This is a genomic window from Amycolatopsis eburnea (genome assembly GCF_003937945.1).
Taxonomy (GTDB): Bacteria; Actinomycetota; Actinomycetes; order Mycobacteriales; family Pseudonocardiaceae; genus Amycolatopsis; species Amycolatopsis eburnea.
In genome coordinates this window covers 114,310-129,498 of the sequence record NZ_RSEC01000059.1, presented here as the reverse complement: position 1 = coordinate 129,498, position 15,189 = coordinate 114,310, and the positions used below count along the sequence as shown (strand labels likewise).

At 66.3% G+C, this 15,189-nt stretch carries 18 protein-coding genes; 11 read left to right on the top strand and 7 right to left on the bottom strand.

All coding sequences use genetic code 11. The features are described 5' to 3' along the window. Positions 1-38: 38 nt before the first annotated feature. Positions 39-1,061, bottom strand: coding sequence for a LacI family DNA-binding transcriptional regulator (locus EIY87_RS32650; protein ID WP_225440170.1), 1,023 nt, complete (start codon positions 1,059-1,061; stop codon positions 39-41). Between the two features lie 124 nt (positions 1,062-1,185). Between EIY87_RS32650 and EIY87_RS32645 the strand changes: the two genes are divergently transcribed. Both EIY87_RS32645 and EIY87_RS32640 read left to right on the top strand, forming a co-directional pair. Continuing rightward, positions 1,186-2,472: an ABC transporter substrate-binding protein gene (locus EIY87_RS32645; protein WP_125313764.1), complete on the top strand. Its 1,287-nt coding sequence runs from the start codon at positions 1,186-1,188 to the stop codon at positions 2,470-2,472. A gap of 27 nt (positions 2,473-2,499) precedes the next feature. After that, on the top strand, positions 2,500-2,883 hold the full coding sequence (locus tag EIY87_RS32640) for a hypothetical protein (protein WP_125313763.1): 384 nt from the start codon (positions 2,500-2,502) through the stop codon (positions 2,881-2,883). Here the strand turns inward: EIY87_RS32640 and EIY87_RS32635 are convergent. Then, on the bottom strand, positions 2,875-3,555 hold the full coding sequence (locus EIY87_RS32635; protein WP_125313762.1) for a TetR/AcrR family transcriptional regulator: 681 nt from the start codon (positions 3,553-3,555) through the stop codon (positions 2,875-2,877). The two genes, EIY87_RS32640 and EIY87_RS32635, sit on opposite strands and share 9 nt — an antisense overlap. A 66-nt stretch (positions 3,556-3,621) precedes the next feature. On the opposite strand from EIY87_RS32635, the gene EIY87_RS32630 reads away from it, so the two are divergent. From EIY87_RS32630 to EIY87_RS32620, 3 genes are all read left to right on the top strand, one after another. Next, positions 3,622-4,731: an FAD-dependent oxidoreductase gene (locus tag EIY87_RS32630; protein WP_125313761.1), complete on the top strand. Its 1,110-nt coding sequence runs from the start codon at positions 3,622-3,624 to the stop codon at positions 4,729-4,731. A 702-nt stretch (positions 4,732-5,433) separates the two neighbouring features. Continuing rightward, a complete protein-coding gene (locus EIY87_RS32625; protein WP_158641397.1) occupies positions 5,434-7,095 on the top strand; it encodes an ATP-dependent nuclease in 1,662 nt (553 codons plus the stop codon). Positions 7,096-7,344: 249 nt separating this feature from the next. Further along, positions 7,345-7,998 (top strand): hypothetical protein, encoded by a 654-nt coding sequence (locus tag EIY87_RS32620; RefSeq protein WP_125313759.1) that lies wholly within the window; start codon positions 7,345-7,347, stop codon positions 7,996-7,998. A 16-nt stretch (positions 7,999-8,014) separates the two neighbouring features. Here EIY87_RS32620 and EIY87_RS32615 read toward each other — a convergent pair whose 3' ends face one another. Next, entirely contained in the window at positions 8,015-8,485 is a 471-nt protein-coding gene (locus tag EIY87_RS32615; RefSeq protein WP_125313758.1) for an NUDIX hydrolase, read from the bottom strand. Positions 8,486-8,493: 8 nt separating this feature from the next. Continuing rightward, positions 8,494-9,237 (bottom strand): helix-turn-helix domain-containing protein, encoded by a 744-nt coding sequence (locus tag EIY87_RS32610; protein ID WP_125313757.1) that lies wholly within the window; start codon positions 9,235-9,237, stop codon positions 8,494-8,496. A 225-nt stretch (positions 9,238-9,462) separates the two neighbouring features. Here EIY87_RS32610 and EIY87_RS32605 point away from each other — a divergent pair, with 225 nt between their 5' ends. From EIY87_RS32605 to EIY87_RS49160, 4 genes are all read left to right on the top strand, one after another. Then, a complete protein-coding gene (locus EIY87_RS32605; RefSeq protein WP_125313756.1) occupies positions 9,463-9,687 on the top strand; it encodes a hypothetical protein in 225 nt (74 codons plus the stop codon). Positions 9,688-9,713: 26 nt separating this feature from the next. Continuing rightward, positions 9,714-10,169 (top strand): hypothetical protein, encoded by a 456-nt coding sequence (locus EIY87_RS32600; RefSeq protein WP_125313755.1) that lies wholly within the window; start codon positions 9,714-9,716, stop codon positions 10,167-10,169. A gap of 272 nt (positions 10,170-10,441) precedes the next feature. Continuing rightward, complete coding sequence (locus tag EIY87_RS32595) at positions 10,442-10,666, top strand: hypothetical protein (RefSeq protein WP_225440169.1); 225 nt, start codon at positions 10,442-10,444, stop codon at positions 10,664-10,666. Further along, positions 10,641-11,237, top strand: coding sequence for a helix-turn-helix domain-containing protein (locus tag EIY87_RS49160; protein WP_125313753.1), 597 nt, complete (start codon positions 10,641-10,643; stop codon positions 11,235-11,237). Before EIY87_RS32595 ends, EIY87_RS49160 begins: the two co-directional genes overlap by 26 nt. A gap of 131 nt (positions 11,238-11,368) precedes the next feature. Here EIY87_RS49160 and EIY87_RS32585 read toward each other — a convergent pair whose 3' ends face one another. Next, a complete protein-coding gene (locus EIY87_RS32585; RefSeq protein WP_125313752.1) occupies positions 11,369-12,730 on the bottom strand; it encodes an NAD-dependent succinate-semialdehyde dehydrogenase in 1,362 nt (453 codons plus the stop codon). Between the two features lie 109 nt (positions 12,731-12,839). Between EIY87_RS32585 and EIY87_RS32580 the strand changes: the two genes are divergently transcribed. Both EIY87_RS32580 and EIY87_RS32575 read left to right on the top strand, forming a co-directional pair. Further along, positions 12,840-13,274, top strand: coding sequence for a hypothetical protein (locus EIY87_RS32580; RefSeq protein ID WP_125313751.1), 435 nt, complete (start codon positions 12,840-12,842; stop codon positions 13,272-13,274). 11 nt (positions 13,275-13,285) lie between these two features. Next, positions 13,286-13,774 carry a hypothetical protein gene (locus EIY87_RS32575; protein ID WP_225440168.1) on the top strand — a complete coding sequence of 163 codons (489 nt, stop codon included), beginning with the start codon at positions 13,286-13,288 and terminating at the stop codon, positions 13,772-13,774. Here the strand turns inward: EIY87_RS32575 and EIY87_RS32570 are convergent. Continuing rightward, positions 13,729-14,166 (bottom strand): L,D-transpeptidase, encoded by a 438-nt coding sequence (locus tag EIY87_RS32570; RefSeq protein WP_125313750.1) that lies wholly within the window; start codon positions 14,164-14,166, stop codon positions 13,729-13,731. The two genes, EIY87_RS32575 and EIY87_RS32570, sit on opposite strands and share 46 nt — an antisense overlap. Before the next feature lie 66 nt (positions 14,167-14,232). Beyond that, on the bottom strand, positions 14,233-15,147 hold the full coding sequence (locus tag EIY87_RS32565; protein WP_125313749.1) for a hypothetical protein: 915 nt from the start codon (positions 15,145-15,147) through the stop codon (positions 14,233-14,235). Positions 15,148-15,189 lie beyond the last annotated feature (42 nt).

Genomic DNA, 15,189 nt, shown 5'->3' with positions numbered 1-15,189 from the left:
CAATCGACCGGACGGAGTAGTGCCGGAAAAACCGCTGATCAACGGCCCGGCGGCGGCGCAGTACTACCCCGAAGGACCAGGTGCGTCCCGACAATCGCGGGCGATGTCGCGATTTTTCCGCCGGACAATCGCGCCAGGATGAGACGCCCGGCCCGCTCGCCCAGGTCCGCCACCGGCTGCGCCACGGTGCTCAGCTCGAGCAGGTCGGCGAGGTCGTGGTCGTCGAAACCGAGCACCGAGACGTCCGACGGCACCCGCAGCCCGGCCCGGCGCAGCGTCCGCAGCGCCCCGAACGCCATCTCGTCGGACGCGGCGAACACCGCGGTCGGCCGCCGGGGCAGGCCCAGCAGCGCGCCCATCGCCCGCTCGCCGCCCGCGACGGTGAAGCCGCCGCCGGTCTCGAACGCGGGGTCCGGCTCGCGCCCGTCCGCCCGGCACACCGCGTGGTAGACCTCGCGGTAGGCCGCGAGCCGGCGCAACGGCGTCGTGAACCCGAGCGGGACCGGGTCGTCCTCGCCGATGAACGCGATCTCGCGGTGCCCGAGCTGGACCAGGTGCCGCATCGCGGTGACCGCCGCGGCGTGGTCGTCGATCCCGACCGAGTCCGCGCCGGGCTCCTCGGTGCCGACCGTGACCAGCGGCGTGCCGAGCCCCAGCAGCAGCTCGCGTTCGGCCGCCGCGAGCGGCAGGGAGAGCACGAGCACCGCGTCGACCCGGCGGCGCAGCGGCAGGCCGGCGAAGAACCGCGCGCGGCCCGCGTCGTCGCCGAGGTTGTAGAGCAGCAGGCTGATCCCGGCCTCGCGCAGCACCCGCTCGACGCCGGAGATGAGCCGCGAGAAGTACCAGCGGTCGACGTACGGCACGAGCACGCCGACCGTCCCGGTGCGGCCGGTCGCCAGTGTCGACGCCGCGGGCGAGACCGTGTAGCCCAGCTGCGCGGCGGCCGCGAGCACGCGGGTCCGCGTGCGTTCGGCGACGCCCGGGATCCCGCGCAGCGCTCGCGACGCGGTGGCCGTCGAGACCCCGGCGCGCCGGGCGACGTCGTCGAGCTTCTCCGGCACCGCCCCTCCCATCGCAAGCGCTTGCAACCAACCGTGTGGCCGGCATTGACACCTGCCTTGATCAAGGCTAATCATCGATGCAAGCGCTTGCAATCGCGCGTCGCTGTCCGGCAAGGAGGCCGACATGCGCCAGCTCCTCCCCCTCGCGGGCGCGGCCGTGCTGGCCGGCACCGCGCTCGCCGCGTGCTCCTCGGCCGCGGGCCTGACGATCAACCTGTACATCTCGCCCGAAGACCACCTGCAGACGGTGGTCGACCGCTGCACCGCGGCGGCCGGCGGCAAGTACAAGATCGTCTACAACAAACTGCCGCGCGGCGCGGACGGCCAGCGCGAGCAGATGGTCCGCCGGCTCGCCGCGGGCGACGCGTCGCTGGACGTGCTCGGCCTCGACGTCACGTGGGTGCCGGAATTCGCCGAAGCCGGCTGGGCCGAGGAATGGACCGGCGCGAACGCGGAGGCGGCCACCCGGGACGTGCTGCCCGGCCCGCTGGCCACGGCCAAGTGGAACGGAAAGCTTTACGGCGCAACGAAGAACACCAACGTCCAGCTGCTCTGGTACGACGACCGGATCACGCCGTCGCCGCCGAAGACGTTCGACGAGCTGATGACGCAGGCGGAGCAGCTGAAGGCGGCCGGGAAGCCGTACCAGGTGCTGTTCACCGGCGCGCAGTACGAGGGCCTGGTCGTCTTCTACAACACGCTGGTCGCGTCGGCGGGCGGGCACATCCTGTCCGACGACGGCCGGTCGGTCGTGATGGACGACGGCGCGGTGCGGGCGCTGGAGCTCCTCAAACTGCTCACGACGGCGGGGATCACCGATCCGTCGCTGACGAACCAGAAGGAGGACGACATCCGCCAGGCGTTCCAGCGCGGCCAGGCGGCGACGGAGCTGAACTGGCCGTTCGTCTACGCCTCCTACGCCAAGGAAAAGCCGCAGGAGCTGGCGCACTTCAAGTGGACGCGCTACCCGTCGGTGACCGCGGACCGGCCGAGCCGGGTGACCATCGGCGGGTTCAACCTCGCGGTCAGCACGTACTCCCGGCACAAGCCGGAGGCGTTCGAGGCGGCGCTGTGCCTGCGGAACGCGGCGAGCCAGAAGTACCAGGCGCTGGTCGACGGCGTCCCGCCGAGCATCGCGTCGATCTACCGCGACACCAGTCCCCTCGACGCGGCGAAACCGGCTGATGCCAAGGAAAACCCGACGATGGCCGACCAGTACCCGATGAAGGACGACATCCAGGCGGCGCTGACGGACGCCGCGGTCCGCCCGCTCACCCCCGCGTACCAGAACCTGTCGACGGTGATGTCGAAGGTCCTGTCGCCTCCGGCGGAGATCGACGTCCAGGCCACGGCGCAGGAATTGCGCGAGCGGCTGGCCGACGCCCTGGATTCGCGGGGGATCATCCCCTGAGCCGCCCGGCGGCCGTACCCTGGGAGCATGGGCGAATCGGAAGACCGCGGAATCGCCCGCGCGAACCTGGCCGACGAACGCGACCGGCGGGCGGACGAACGCGACCAGCGAGCCGACGAGCGCGAGCGGCGAGCCGACGAACGCGAACGGGTCGCCGACGAACGCGAAGCGCGGGCGGACAAGCGCGAGCAGCGGATCAGGTACTACGAAGCCCGCTTCGAGGGCGGTGCGCACCAGGATTCGCAGGCGGTGCTGACCGAGCTCGACGCGGAAGTCCTCGACCGCGCCGGCGACGAGGTGGCCCGGGCGAAGGCCCGCCTGATCGCGGCGTCCGACCGCACGAGGCGCGAACAGGCGGAGATCGACCGCGAGGTGGCGAAGTCGCTCAGGAGAGGCGCGGCTTCACCGTGACAGGCGCGCCTCGATGCCGTCGAGCAGGAAGTCGAGGCCCCGCCGGAAGGTCTCGTCGGCGTCCAGGTGGGCGGCGTCGCGGATGACGGTGGCCAGCGCCGGGTAGCGGCCGGTGGCCAAGGTCCGCTGCAGGTACGGCCCGTGGGACCGCTGCCACTGCTCCTTGTCCAGCCCGGAGCTGCGCTCGGCCCGGCGTTCGGCGGTCTCGCGCCGCACCGCGCCGATCACGTACGCGTCGACCGCGGAGACCACCGGCATGACGTCGTCCACGTCGACGCCCGCCATCGCGGCCACCACCGCCTCCCCCTTGGCCAGCGCGTTCGGCCCGAGTGACGGCCGCCCGCCGATCAGGTCGGCGAACCACTCGTGCCGCCGGACGGCCTGCCGGGTGATTTCGGCCAGCGACCGCAGCACCTCCCGCCAGCCGTCCCCGGTGGGCCGGATCCCGGCGTGGACCGCGTCGGCCATCAGGTCGAGCAGCTCCTCCTTGGTGGCGATGTAGCCGTAGAGCCGCATCGGCCCGACGTCCAGCGCCGCGGCGACCTTGCGCAGCGACACCGCCGCCAGGCCGTCCGCGTCGGCCAGCCGGACCGCGGCCTGGACGATCAATTCCCTGCTCAGCGGGGCCGGAACCGGCCGTTCCGGCGGCTCCGGCCGCTCCCACACCACCATGCCGCGGACAATACAACGCCCGCTGCGATACAGTGTATCGATCGATACAGTGAATCGGAGGACGTCATGGGGATTGCCATCGTGGGGGCGGGCGTGGGCGGCTTGGCCCTGGCCCGGGTGCTGCACGTCAACGGGATCGACGCCGTCGTGTACGAGCGGGAGCCGTCACGCGAGGCCCGCGGCCAGGGCGGCATGCTGGACATCCATTCCGGGCAGCGAGCGCTGCGCGAAGCCGGCTTGCTCGACCGCTTCTTCGAGATCGCCCGCGGCGAAGGCCAGGACATGCGCCTCCTCGAACCGGACGGCACCCTCCTGCTCCAGGAGGACACCCCCGACGACGCGCCGATGCTGCGCCCGGAGGTCGACCGCGCCGACCTGCGCGACCTGCTGCTCGATTCCCTCCCCGACGGCACGGTGCGCTGGGACCACGCGTTCACGTCGGCGGCCGACGGCGTCGTCCACTTCGCGAACGGCAACACGGCGACGTACGACCTGCTGGTCGGCGCGGACGGCGCCCAGTCGCGGGTGCGCGCCCTGCTCACCGACACCCGCCCGGCGCACCTCGGCCAGAACATGGTCGAGGTCGGCATCCCCGACATCGACCACACCCACCCACACCTGGCGGCCATGGTCGGCCGCGGCAACTACTGGGTGTTCGGCAACGGCATTTCCCTGGCCGCCCAACGCAACGGCGACGGCCGCGTCCGCATCGGCATCAACTTCTACAACACGGACGAGAACTGGTTCACCACGGCCGCGATCCCGTTCGACGACCCGGCCGCCGCCCGCGCCCGCCTGATCGCCCTCCTCCCCGGCTGGCACCCGAGCATCACAGCGCTGATCGAGGCCTGCGACGACACGGTCATCCCCCGCGCACTCCCCACCCTCCCACCCGGCTTCACTTGGCCGTCCCGGCCGGACGTGACCCTGATCGGCGACGCGGCCCACCTGATGCCGCCGGTGGGCGAGGGGGCGAACATGGCTCTCCTCGACGGCGCGGTGTTGGGTCTCGCGCTCGCTGCTCATCCGGGGGACATTCCGGTGGCGGTGGCTGAGTACGAGCGGGAGATGTACGAGCGGACGGGGGCGGCCGCGCGGATGTCGGCGGAGATGCAGGAACTGCTGATGTCCCCGGACGCGAGCCGGCGGTTGCTGGAGTTCTTCCAGCCGAGCTGAGGGGTCAGAGGCGGATTGGTTTCTTGTTCATGAACTATCCAGGCGGTCAGTGGGCATGGGGGCGTTCTTGGGCTAACCGCCTCTGACCTGCTCTTTTGCGTCTGTTGGGCCCGGTCGCGTCCGGGCCTGTCTGGACGTCTGACGGCCTGTAGACGGCCTGGCTTCTCGCTGCCCCTGTGCCTGTCTGGCCTGGTGGCAGCTCTCCCCCGTCTTCCTCGTCCCTGCAGCTGTTAGCGCCGGAGGGTCGGTGTCAAGGGTGGGCGCTTGCGTCCATCGCGTAGCGACGCCGTAGGCGCCCTTGATGGCGGTCGGCCGGTGTTAAACGATCGCTGACGAGGGAGCGGGTCACCCGATCGTGACGCCGAACGGCGTAACACCGATCGACTCGCCGACGTCTCTGGGCGTATGGGGACGAGTGGATCAACCAGCTCGCGGCGGCGCGCGTGCGCGGCCGGCCCTCCGGCGGGTCGCCCGGCGACCGGCGGCCGAAGCGGAGCGGCAGGCCGTCCGTGTCGCATGCGGGCGGGCCCGCCGCACGGGTGGTGACGTGCGCGCCGCCGCTGGCGGCGCGCCTTGATCCCATAGAGCCAAATTCGGCAACGCCGGGGCTGGATACAAACAAAGTTACAGCGAGCGAGGTACGCAATGCGCTTAGTTGGTCTTCGGGTACGGCATTACCGAACCATTGGAGCCGCCGAGCAAGTGTTGCCACTCGAATCGAGCCTGACTATCGTCGGCCCAAACAATACAGGAAAAACAAGCTTACTGAGATCAATACTCTTATTTTTTATCGGACACGATAATGACGGCCGATATGACGTCGCGATAGATAAACCTTTCAGCGGTGGCAATGTAAAAACTAGCATGGTTGCCACATTCGAAGGGGACGATTCCGGACCCGACAGCCCAGACTGGTCGATTTATCAGCAACTGGATAAGCTACTTGGACTTTATGAACGTAGTCGCGGCAGTTCATCGTTTACCCTAAACCTGGTCTTCAGCCCAAGCGGCGTCCCGGTCTATCAGTTCTTTCCCAATTTGCGGAAACCCCGTGATAACTCCGGCAAGGTCCAGATATCACGCCTGCAACGCCAACTGGTAACCGACCTACTGGGAAAATTCGCGATTCACTACGTACCATCAGCAAAGAACGTCACTGAGATATACGAGGAAGTACTCACACCATTCCTTCGCAGGGTTGCGCAAACAGTAATCCAGCCACACGTCGCGGAGATTCGAAGAGAACTTCAACTAGTATCCAGCAGCATTACAGCAGAACTCCAAGCCGCAGGACTCAAGAACATCTCCACGTCTTTCGACCTCCCCAAATCGAAAGAATTCTTGTCCGGCTTCGACTTCAACATGAGCGACCCGTATCTAACCCCAATATTTAGCAAAGGACTCGGCATTCAGACGACGGCGATTCTTGCAAGCTTCTCGTGGGTTACAGACGAGGAAGCTAAGCTTGGCAAGTCGTCCATATGGCTACTCGAAGAGCCAGAGTCATACCTTCATCCAGAACTGACGACAACTTCACGTTCTATCCTTGGACGCCTATCCGAAAAGTCGCTGGTCGTTACCAGCACTCACTCTCTTTCATTCGTACCCCAGGACCCATCCCGAACAGTCGGCACCGAGTTGACCGGAAGAAACACAAACGTCGTTCGGTTCACCACGTACGCAGAAGCAACAGCCGCTCTTCGCAAGTCGCTAGGCGTCAGGTTCTCCGACTATTTCAACCTCACTGAGTTTAATATTTTAGTAGAAGGACCAACGGACCGAGAGGCTGTCGACTGGTTTCTTGCAGCAACTTCAGACAAGATGGAACGAAGCTGGCCGCGACTACGGGCCGCGTCTATCTTAGATTTCGGCGGAGTGCGAGGTCTAGGCAGCTTCGTCCGCGCAACTTTTTCCATGATAAGAGACGAACGCGCAGCAGTCTGCATTTTCGACGGTGATCCCGCCGGCGACAAAGAGCGAAGAGATCTAAACCAGTTCTTTGGCCAAAAGAGTATCCCCTTTCAGTCAGGACAAGACTATTTGGTCGTTCGCGACAGGTTCGCCCTGGAAGGCTTGTTCCCCGATGAATGGATCATAGACGCAGGGGGCAAACACGCGACATGGTTCGTAGATATCTCCACGGATGTTTCGGGCAACCTTCTTCCGTTTCAAGTGAAGGACGCTCACAAGCGGAGTCTTCTAGGACTTCTGATGCGAACAGCTGAATCATCAACCGGCCTCGATTGGGCCAAGCGTTGGATTGCCTTGATGGATGCAGCAGAGACGGCGTTAACCTGGCACGAGCAGCGCCTAAGCTCGAACACACCCACAACATCCGCATTCCAACCAGCTTTGACAAGTTGAGCGATCAGTTCGATTAACCCTAGTAAGCAATCAGGAGGCCCATTGCAAGGCAACATACCCGACGATGTTCGACATGACTACGGCGGAAAGTGCTGGTGGTGCGGCGCAGTCGCCGACTCACGCGAACACCGATATAAGCGCTCGGATTTGAACCGTGAGTTCGGGTCTGGGACTTGGCGTGACCATGACGCAGTGGTGCGGGTAGTCGACGGAACAGAAATAAGAATTCAAGGATCGAACTCTAAGAATGTGAAGTTCGAGAAGAACCTATGCGCCAACTGCAACAATGCTCGCAGCCAGCCATTCGATCTAGCCTACGACGAGTTTATGACCTACATTCGCGAACACGAAGACAGGATCGTTGCCGATCAGTCGTTCGAACTGTCCCACATCTTCGGGGCAAACTGGACTAGTCGCCGCAAACTACTTGAGCGCTACATCGTAAAGTATATCTGCTGCAGACTTGCGGAAGATCGTGTTAAGATCCCAACTTCAGTCATCGAATATCTCGATGACCCGAATCAGCCTTACCCGCCACACCTAAGCATATGGCTTGAGATTCGCCTGGATATCTATGATCTTATGAAGCAATCAAACGAGGATGGATTTTCCGGAGGAAGCCTTTGGAAAGGCGACATGCTCGTCAATATTAGCCAGTCCAGGCGCACCATAGAGGAAGCCTGGAGTTTCTACGGCTATCGGTGGCTACGTATCAACTATCGACTTGACACTCGCACAAGGATAGGAAAAACCAACTTTTACAGGGATAAGGTCCAACTGCCCGTAGATCGAAACTTGAGCGCTCGCGCCCTGCAAGAACATTTCAAGAGGGTAAAAGCCGAAAAGGGCCTTCCGCGCGGAGCGAACCCCGGAGATCTTCCCAGCAAGACCGATAGTCCTTGACTGAAGCTTACGCAAATTACGTAAAGAACACTTCTTGATCACCACTTAGAGCATGCCGAATTCGAAGTCTAATAGAGTCATGAATATTCAAATCATCGATTTTATCAGGTGAGACCCACTGCACTTCTCGACTCTCTTCACTACCTCGCAGACTGCCGCCTGTCGGGCTTGCACGGAAACAGATAGAAAACTCCTGCCGAACCTCGCCATCGTCGTACGCAATGACATGATTCGGATTGGAATAAAGTCCGATCACAGCCAAGACCGTACACGTTACACCAGTCTCTTCCTGAACTTCCCTGACCGCGGCTTGCGCTAGCGTCTCACCGAGCTCAAGTTGGCCACCAGGGATTGAATACAAGTCGTTATCCGTTCGCCTGATCATCAAGATCCGACCGTCGTCGTCCTGGATAAAGGCCGACACCGCCACCGCAATGCTGTTCGCCTTGGGAGCGTTCGGGTCGTTGTAGTAATCGACTCGGGTCATGCTGAATCCTAGAAGGTGGCGGGCTTGGCGAGGTTCCAAACTGACTCGAAGCTCTCTGAGTACGTCTCGAACAGGTCCCCGGCGGATAGTCGCCGGAGATGGAGAGATGGGGCGTGGGCTCCCTGGAACCCGTACACGTGCGTATTGATGATCATCTCGTCGTCGAATCGGAAGATCGAATTGTAGAGCGTCGTGTTGTGGAACCGCATCTCGATGCCTTCCACGCCGATCAGCGGTCGGTAGAACGCTAGCGCGTTACGGATACGCGCCGGAAGCGTCCCGTCGCCGAGTTGCTCCTCCTCGCCGCGTAGCGCGACGCTGTCGCCCTCCGGGTCACCGAAGGCCAACCGGATCTTCGCGCCGGCCACAGCCTTGGCCCTCAGGTCCTTGATGAAGCGCGGGCGCTCGACCAGGAACAGGGCAGCGTGCACCAGGACCTCAACGGTCTCGGACGCCTCCTTGATCAGCCGGTCCCAAAGCTCGACCGGAATGGCGTTCCGGTGCGGGAACACCCGAACGACTTCGGCGGCCGCCGTCTCGGCCTTGCGTTCCGGTGCCACCGAGTCTGGCCACAGGTACGTCTCCGACTCGCGCGCCATCGCCGCAATCTTGTGCCGGTGCTTCGGGTACGGCAGGCGCCCCTTGGTGATCCAGCGTTCAACGGTCTTCTGGTCGACGCCGACGGCCCTGGCGACCTGTTCCAAGGTCAGGCCGTTGCGCAGCAGCGCGTCACGCAGGCGATCGTTCGGCATCAGCACCCCTTGGGACTTTTAGGGACGTCTTCGACCGTACCAGGGACGTCCCGAGATGTCCCGCCACGTGGTGATCATGTCCCCGCCTTTTGCCGGAGATTGGAGGTCAGATTGCCGGGGTCCGCCCGGCGGCGAAGAGAGGAAGGCAGGCATGACGACTCGAAGCGTGTCGCGTGGTGGGGGAACACGGGTACTCGACCGGCTTGCGGCGTAGGCGCGACCGGCATGCGTGACACGGTCCAAATCCACGTCACGGCAGACCTCCCCATCCGGGTCCGCGCCCTTGCCTACGCGAACCGGGCAGAGATCCGGTTCGGCAAGGCGTTCCCGGTGGTTCTGCTCGTGGATTCGGACGCCATTGCGGTGCTGAGCAAGGAACTCGAAGAGGTGCGAACCGCACTGAACTCGACGGCGCGAGTCGACGACCAGGCGCCGGAAGTCACTGACTGAGAAGCAATATCCAGGGAGCTAACAACATGGCTATCACCAAGGGTTTCGGGGTCGAAATTGCGTTTGACCAGGCGTGCCCTCAAGGGCTCGTCATGATCGGAGAGGTTACGGCCGACACCGAGTACCAGTCTCGGGAGGACCGAACCGCAGGTCGCCCGGCGCGTCAGCGGGTGGATGAGGTGACGGGCAAGCGCCGCTGGAAGGCGACGGGCACCGCCCCGGACGAGACGAAGGCGAAGCGCGCTTCGTTCGAGATCGCGTTGCTGGCCTGCGTCCAGCTGGTCCCGGCAACCTCGGAAGCGTTGCCCGGGATGCGCCCGATCGAGCTGGAGGGGCTGACGGCCGAGCCGAAGGTGGCCGGCAAGGGTGAGTTCAAGTACGAGTCCTACGTCTTCCGCGCGACTGGCTTCGAGGCGGCCGGGAGCGGTTCGAAGTCGGCGCGCTCCGCCACAGCTGGCGAAGCTGCGACCAAGGCGGCGTGAGCGGGATGAACGCGTCCGGCCGGTTCGCGATGCTGCGGCGTTCAACGAGCTGGTCCAGGCGTGGGAATCGGCGTACCGCGACTACATGGTGGCGTGGGAGCACGGCACACGGGTCTTCTCGCCGGGCGCCTCGCTCAACGCATCGAATGCAGCCGTGCGCGTGTCGCGGGCGTGGCATGAGCTGGCACGGGATTGGGCGAGTAAGGCAGACAGTGATGAGGCTTCGAGTCGACGGGTTCGGCGTGACATGGGCAGTGGAGCCATGGGACTCGGTGACGGTGGAGGAGACCGGCCCGCATCCGGCCAGTCCCCCGATGCTCGTCGTGACAGGCGAGACCGTGGTTTCGCTCGCGGTGCCGGAGGACCTGGGCAAGTGGCCCGCCTGCGTGGCGTTCCTTCTCCGGCTCCGCGACGGGGTGGACGACCTGGCGGCGCTGCTGACGGCTCGCGTGGCGGTTCCGGGCGGTCGTGATGGGGACGGCGACCGTGAAGGCTAGTGCGCCTCGGACGTTGCAGGAGGCGCACGAAGATTCGTATGCGCGGATGCCGGGACGCGACGCGCCCGTGTCGGCGTGGGTGGCGTTTCGGCGGGCGAACGCGCGGATGTACCGGGCAGTGGCCGACCTCGACCGTGGACACCACCACGAAGCGCTCTACTGGTCCGACCGAGAGCGGCGCGAAGTGGAGGCCTTGACCAAGCAGCCCGAGTGGAAATCGGACTACGGACGGGAGGGAATTGATTCCACAGCCGCCCCCATTGCTCCTGTGGCACGTCTGAGCGAGGTACAGCTTCCGCCGCTGCCGGACGTCGAAATCGGTGCGTACCTCCGAGCAGCGCGGGAACGGGAGTCGTTGAGCCTCACGGCCGTTGCGGCGCGTGCGAAGGTCGGAAAGTCGACCTTGCAAGCGATCGAGACGGGATCGCGTCGCCCAGGGTCACTACAGTTGATCGCCGCGCTCGCTGACGCGCTGGGTGAGGATCGTGTCGTACTGGCCCTGCTGGCCTTGCGTGGGCACACGGATGCCTCTGGGCGGCAGGAAACGTCGAAAGAACTGAACATCGAGTAATCCGCACGTGGGGACGTGCCACAAGCGGGCACGGGCGGCGACCAACCGCGTTTTCAACCCCCGCCGGCCGCCGCAGATTTCATGACGGCCTGACGACGGCCTGGCGGGACCAAACGCAACAAAACTCCAGGTCAGAGGCGGATGGGTTTCTTGTTCATGAACTCCTCGATCCCCAACGGCCCCAACTCCCGGCCGATCCCCGACCGCTTGATGCCGCCGAACGGAAGATCCGCCTCCGACCCACCGGACTTGTTGATGTAGACCATCCCCGCCTCGATGCCCCGCGCGACCCGGGCCGCGCGGGTTCGGTCCGTGCTGAAAACGCTTGCGCCGAGGCCGAACGGGGTGTCGTTGGCCAGGGCGATCGCCTCCTCCTCCGTCTCGGCGCGGAAGAGGAGGGCGACCGGGCCGAAGATTTCCTCGTGGTACGCCGCCATTTCCGGGGTCACGCCCGTGAGCACCGTCGCCTCCAGGTACGCGCCCGGGCCCGGGATGCGGTGGCCGCCCGCGCGGACGGTCGCGCCGTCGCGGATCGCTCGGTCGACCTGGGCGGCCACCTCGTCCGCGGCGGCCACGGAGGCCAGCGGCGGTAGCGTCGTCGCCGGGTCCGCCGGGTCGCCCGGGACGTAGTACGACGCGACGCGCTTGGCGAACCGGTCGGCGAACTCGTCGTAAAGCTCGCCCAGCACGATGATCCGCTTCGGCGCGTTGCACGACTGGCCGCAGTTGCGCATCCGGGCCGTCGCCGTGATCTTGACCGTTTCGTCCAGGTCGTCGGTGTCCAGCACGATCAGCGGGTCGGACCCGCCCAGCTCGAGGACGCTCTTCTTGAGGTTCCGCCCGGCTTCGGCCGCGACCGAGATGCCGGCCTGCTCGCTGCCGGTCAGCGACACGCCCTGGATGCGCGGGTCGGCGAGGATCCACGGGACCTGCCGGCTCGACGCGAAGACGTTCACGTACGCGTCTTCGGGCACGCCGGCGTCGCGCAGCACGCGCTCGATGGCCACCGCCGAGCGCGGGCAGATCGAGGCGTGCTTGAGCAGGATCGTGTTGCCCAGCACCAGGTTCGGCGCGACGAACCGGGCGACCTGGTAGCACGGGAAGTTCCACGGCATGACGCCGAGGAGCGGCCCGATCGGCTCCTTCGTCAGGACGGCCTCGCCGCCGCGGATCGGCAGCGGCTCGTCGGCCAGCAGCTGCGGGCCGCGCTCGCCGTAGTAGCGGAAGATGTCGACGACGACGCCGACCTCGCCGCGGCCTTCGTTGATCCGCTTCCCCATCTCCAGGGTCATGATCGCGGCGAGCTCGTCGGCGCGTTCGGCGAACAGCTCGGCGGCGCGGCGCACGACCGCGGCCCGCTCGGCGACGGGCCGGGCCCGCCAGCCGGCGTACCCGCGGTGCACCCGGCCGATGGCGGCGCGGACCTCCTCGTCGGTCGCGTTCGGGATCTCCTCGACCCGCTCACCCGTCGCGGGGTCGGTGACTGAGTACATGGCGGCCTCCGTGTCCGACGCGGCTACTGCATACTGTATACACTATTGGACCAGTGATCGATACCCGCGCGGCGGTACTCCCCGGCGCTTGATCGCCTATCGTTTTCCCATGACGCTGGAGATCACCGGCGGCCACGAATTCGACGCACTGGCAACGGAAAGTGCTCGCTGGACCCGCCACTACGCGGGCGGCGAGGTCACGTTCGGCTGCCCGGGGCGCCCGCCGGAACGCACCCCTCGGGTCTGGGGCGGCCGCGGCCTCGGACTGCCGGAAGCCGAGCTGCCCCGCTTCGCCCGGCAGCTCGCCCGCGCGATGAAGCACCCGGCGTACTGGGAGGCCAGGGTGCCGGGCGCGGTCCAGCGCTGGTCACGCGGCCGCTACGACGACGAAGACGGCTTCGTGTACTTCCTGGGCCCGTGCACGCACGGTGATCCCTGGCCGGGGTACCGGCCGGCGCACGCGTTCACCATCGCGCTCCCCGACGTCCGTGGGCTGCGGATCCGGCTGGCGGCGTACCTCGCGGCGGCCGGGCAAACGACGTGAACGACTCTTTCATGTCGTCAGACGAGGTGAAAGGGTCGTTCACGGCATCGGGACGCCGCCGGATCCGCCAGGCCGTGCGCGCCGGGGCCGTCGCGGCCGTGGTGAGCGGTATACCGTCGACTGCGCACGCGCTCCTCACCGGCGGTGACCTCCTCGCCGCCACGCGCGCCGCGGGCACCCTCATCCCCGGCCGGCGCGACCGGCCCGGCGTCGCCGCCGGACTGGTCGCGCACCTGACCATCGCCGCCGGGTGGACCGGCGTGCTCGCCTGGGCCGGCTGCCGCGGCGTCACCCGCGGCGCGGTGGCGGGGCTGGCGATCGCCGTGCTCGACCTCGGCGTCGCGGCCCGGGCCTACCCCGCCGTGCGGGCGCTTCCCCGCGCGCCGCAGCTGGCCGATCACCTGGTGTTCGGGGCCGTCCTCGGCGCACTCCTAAACCGTCCACAAGGGACGGATCAGGGCACGACCTCGACGACGTCACCCGGCTGCAGGGTGTTGTAGAACGTCACCGCGGCCGCGTGCGAAAGGTGCACGCACCCGTGGGACTTCACCTTCAGGCTGCCCTGGTGGAAAGCGACCCCAGTGGTGGTGAAGAACACCGAGTACGGCATCGGCCCGTTGTACTGCTTGCTGTAGTGGTCGATGTCCTTGTACTGCACGTGGAACTTCCCCAGCGGCGTCGGGTACTTCGCCAGCCCGACGGTGATCGGGACGCCGCCGTAGGTGACGTTCCCGGCGCCGTCGGTCAACCACGCCGTATTCGAACCGCGCTGGACGCAGGCCTTCGCGTCGGCACTGCACGGCGTCGACGCCGCTTCGGCCGTTCCCGCGAACGCCACGGTCCCCGCCATCGCGGCGACCCCGCCCAGTAGTGCGATCATCCTCCGGTTCATCGCGTGCCTCCCGTTGTCGTTCGGCTACAGGAGGTAGGGTGCCCCGTTTCCCGATCTTCGAACCGATCAGTTCCGCGGTTGCGAAAGCCGGAGGAATTCCTCCTGCTCGCGGTCGTACCGCTGGGTCAGGCCGTTTCCGTAGCGATCCCACCAGTTCTGCGTGTGCCCGCCCTGGCGGGTGGTGGTGTCGCCGTAGATCTGGCGGTCGTATTCGACGCGGGCGTCGCGGAACTCCTGCTGGAACTGCTCCGGCGTCAGGCCCTGCACGTGCTGGATCGTCGCGTCGCTCAGCGTCCGCGAGCTGCGCACGATGTCGTCGCCTGCCATGTGGTTGAGGATCGCGCGCACGCCGCCGGCGCCGCGCATGTGCGCGCCGGACATGATCGCGGCCTGGGTGCCCGGGTCGGTGAAGTTGAGCGCGCCCGCCGTGCGCGCGTTCGCCGTCATCAGGTCCGAGACGACCGCGCGTTCCTCGGCGCTGCCGATGCCGTACTGCTCGCGCGCCGCGATGATCCGGTCGTAGCCGTTGTGCATGTTCTGCCGGAAGCCGTACGCCTCGGGCACGCCGCCCTGCTCGCCCGTCGCGCCTTCCGAGCGCATGATCGAGTCGACCACGCGCGGGTCCAGCTGCTGCGGCGCCGCCGCGGCCGCCGCTCCCCCGCCGCCGGCCTGGGCCTGGCCGCCGCCGTAGGCCTGCGCGACGTCGGAGTCGGCCGCGTTGTAGCGGTTCGCGGCCGTCTGGACGTTCTGGTTGACGTTCGTGATCAGGCTCAGGAACTTCTGCAGCGCGCTGCCCAGCGAGGAGTGCAGCGCCGAGTTCGCGGCGGCCACCCCGCTCCCGATCCCGGCGAACGACAACGCGTCGAGCACCAGGCCCTCCAGGTCACGGGTCACCGAATGGAAGGACGACCCGACTTCCTCGACCGCCTTGGCGACCGTCCCCATTTCCGTGGTTTCGGCGCGGTAGGCCCCGGCACCCATGGTCTGCTCCTTCCGGACACCTGCTGTGCGGATCGAGAATCG

Bases quoted from the DNA above. Each gene is read 5' to 3' on its own strand.
- EIY87_RS32580 (WP_125313751.1), top strand. From the start codon at position 12,840: ATGACGCTGGAGATCACCGGCGGCCACGAATTCGACGCACTGGCAACG.
- EIY87_RS32600 (WP_125313755.1), top strand. From the start codon at position 9,714: ATGGCTATCACCAAGGGTTTCGGGGTCGAAATTGCGTTTGACCAGGCG.
- EIY87_RS32575 (WP_225440168.1), top strand. From the start codon at position 13,286: ATGTCGTCAGACGAGGTGAAAGGGTCGTTCACGGCATCGGGACGCCGC.
- EIY87_RS32630 (WP_125313761.1), top strand. From the start codon at position 3,622: ATGGGGATTGCCATCGTGGGGGCGGGCGTGGGCGGCTTGGCCCTGGCC.
- EIY87_RS32615 (WP_125313758.1), bottom strand. From the start codon at position 8,485: ATGACCCGAGTCGATTACTACAACGACCCGAACGCTCCCAAGGCGAAC.
- EIY87_RS32610 (WP_125313757.1), bottom strand. From the start codon at position 9,237: ATGCCGAACGATCGCCTGCGTGACGCGCTGCTGCGCAACGGCCTGACC.
- EIY87_RS32570 (WP_125313750.1), bottom strand. From the start codon at position 14,166: ATGAACCGGAGGATGATCGCACTACTGGGCGGGGTCGCCGCGATGGCG.
- EIY87_RS49160 (WP_125313753.1), top strand. From the start codon at position 10,641: ATGGGGACGGCGACCGTGAAGGCTAGTGCGCCTCGGACGTTGCAGGAG.
- EIY87_RS32585 (WP_125313752.1), bottom strand. From the start codon at position 12,730: ATGTACTCAGTCACCGACCCCGCGACGGGTGAGCGGGTCGAGGAGATC.
- EIY87_RS32605 (WP_125313756.1), top strand. From the start codon at position 9,463: ATGCGTGACACGGTCCAAATCCACGTCACGGCAGACCTCCCCATCCGG.
- EIY87_RS32640 (WP_125313763.1), top strand. From the start codon at position 2,500: ATGGGCGAATCGGAAGACCGCGGAATCGCCCGCGCGAACCTGGCCGAC.
- EIY87_RS32565 (WP_125313749.1), bottom strand. From the start codon at position 15,147: ATGGGTGCCGGGGCCTACCGCGCCGAAACCACGGAAATGGGGACGGTC.
- EIY87_RS32645 (WP_125313764.1), top strand. From the start codon at position 1,186: ATGCGCCAGCTCCTCCCCCTCGCGGGCGCGGCCGTGCTGGCCGGCACC.
- EIY87_RS32635 (WP_125313762.1), bottom strand. From the start codon at position 3,555: ATGGTGGTGTGGGAGCGGCCGGAGCCGCCGGAACGGCCGGTTCCGGCC.